Origin of the sequence: Duganella hordei (genome assembly GCF_040369125.1) — a bacterium.
In the GTDB taxonomy this organism is placed as follows: Bacteria; Pseudomonadota; Gammaproteobacteria; order Burkholderiales; family Burkholderiaceae_D; genus Rugamonas; species Rugamonas hordei.
Genome location: NZ_BPWI01000044.1, coordinates 1 through 1,947 on the forward strand (window position 1 = coordinate 1; position 1,947 = coordinate 1,947).

1 protein-coding gene and 1 rRNA gene are annotated in these 1,947 nt (G+C 57.3%); one reads left to right on the forward strand and one right to left on the reverse strand.

What is annotated here, in order from left to right; genetic code table 11:
- A 5S ribosomal RNA gene (gene rrf, locus ABWW33_RS32920) occupies nucleotides 1-103 on the forward strand; the annotation flags it as partial.
- Between the two features lie 46 nt (nucleotides 104-149).
- Here the strand turns inward: rrf and ABWW33_RS32925 are convergent.
- Entirely contained in the window at nucleotides 150-1,361 is a 1,212-nt protein-coding gene (locus ABWW33_RS32925; RefSeq protein ID WP_353405618.1) for a sensor histidine kinase, read from the reverse strand.
- Between the last annotated feature and the right edge of the window lie 586 nt (nucleotides 1,362-1,947).

Sequence of the window (1,947 nt, forward strand, 5' to 3'; positions counted from 1 at the left end):
ATAGCAAGTTGGTCCCACCCCTTCCCATCCCGAACAGGACCGTGAAACAACTCTGCGCCGATGATAGTGCTGCAACCAGTGTGAAAGTAGGTTATCGTCAGGCTAGTTATAAAGAAAAAACCCCACCAGGTGATCCTGGTGGGGTTTTTTTATTTCACCGGCGCCGACATCGGTAGCATCAGCGTGAAGCGGGTACCCCCGCCCAGTTCGCTGCTGACGCTGATCGTGCCGCCGAGGATTTCAGTGACAATGTTGTGCACGATGTTCAGGCCCAGCCCTGAACCGCCGACGCCCAGCTTGGTGGTGAAGAATGGATCGAAGATACGCGGCACATCCTCGCGCCGAATGCCGACACCGTGGTCTTCCACGCCGAGCGTCACCAACCCTTGCGCGGACAACTGCGCCGTCACTGCAATCAGGCCTTCTCGGCGGCCATCATAGGCGTGCACGATGGCGTTGTTGATCAAGTTGGTAATCACCTGGCCCAGCGGGCCGGGATAACTCTCCATCATCAAGTCTTCCGGTACATGCTGCTTGATGACGAACGGCGTGCGCTTGATGGTGGGCTGCAAGGTCAGCACATTGCCCGCCACAACCTCGGCCAATAAAAAGCTGCGCCGCTGCGAGCTGGTCTGGTCGACCGCCACCTGCTTGAAGTTGGTGACGATGTCGGCCGCGCGATGCAGGTTGCGGCTCAGGATGTCCACGGACAGCCGCGCATTCTGGATGTAGTGCTCGAACTCCTTGCGTGTGATGACGCCTTCGCTGGCGAGATGCTGGCCGATGTCGTCGGTCTGCACTTCAAAGGTGGTGGCGGCCATCAGGCTGTTGCCGATCGGCGTATTCAGCTCGTGCGCGATGCCGGCCACCATCGCCCCCAGTCCGGCCAGCTTTTCATTGCGCACAATGTCCTCGCGCGCCTTGGCCAGGGTGCCCACCATGTCCTGCAACTCGCGGTGCGCCCTGCGCAGCGCCAGGTGGGTGTTGATGCGCGCCAGCACTTCCTCGATCTGGAACGGCTTGGTGATGTAGTCGACCCCGCCGGCATCGAAGCCCGTCACTTTTTGTTTGGGGTCGGTGAGGCCGGTCATGAAGATGACGGGTATATCCTTGGTGGTCTTGCCGGCCTTGAGGCGGCGGCAAGCCTCGAAACCGTCGATGTCGGGCATGACGACATCCAGCAGGATCAGATCAGGCTCGGCGAACTCCGCGCGCATCAGCCCTTCCGCAGCGGTCTGCGCCAGCACGATCATGAAGCCGTGCCGCTCCAGGCGATCCAGCAACGTGGCCAGGTAGGACAGCGAGTCATCGACGATCAGGATCGTCGGCATCGGTACTACAGGGATCTCGCTCTGGTTCATTCTTTCGGCCTGAGGAATTCACGATGAGGACAGTATATTCAACCTGCAATGGCCAGGGTAAAAAAGAGCAAGACCGTTGGATTAAAACATATTCAATCCCTTGAGCATCACCAGCAGGATCAGCACCGGTGACACGTAGCGCAGCAAGGTGATCATCACCAGAATGCCGCCGATGAAGGCGAGCACGCCCCACTGCCACAGCAGCGATCGCTACTGAGGGTAGAGCCGTCGATGGCCTTGAAGACATACGCGAACACCCATGCCACCACTTCCGAATAGAACGACAGGATCAGGAAAGCGGCCGCTATTCTTGCTGAGTCGAGAGGTCGCGATTGTAGTAGTTCGGAAAATAAGCCTTGCGGATACCGGCCTGCCTTTGCTATAGTTCGCCTCCCCGCAAAACGGTGCATGCAAATGCTGAGTGTTGCGGGGAAAGAGAAGAAAATGTAGTGCTTGACGAAACATTCGAAACGCTTCATAATCTTGCCTCTTCGCTGATGAACACAACGCTTCTTCAGCAAGCAGTACCGAACAAGTTCTTTAAAAATTAACAGTCGATAAGTGTGGACGTTTGATGGAAGTGCAC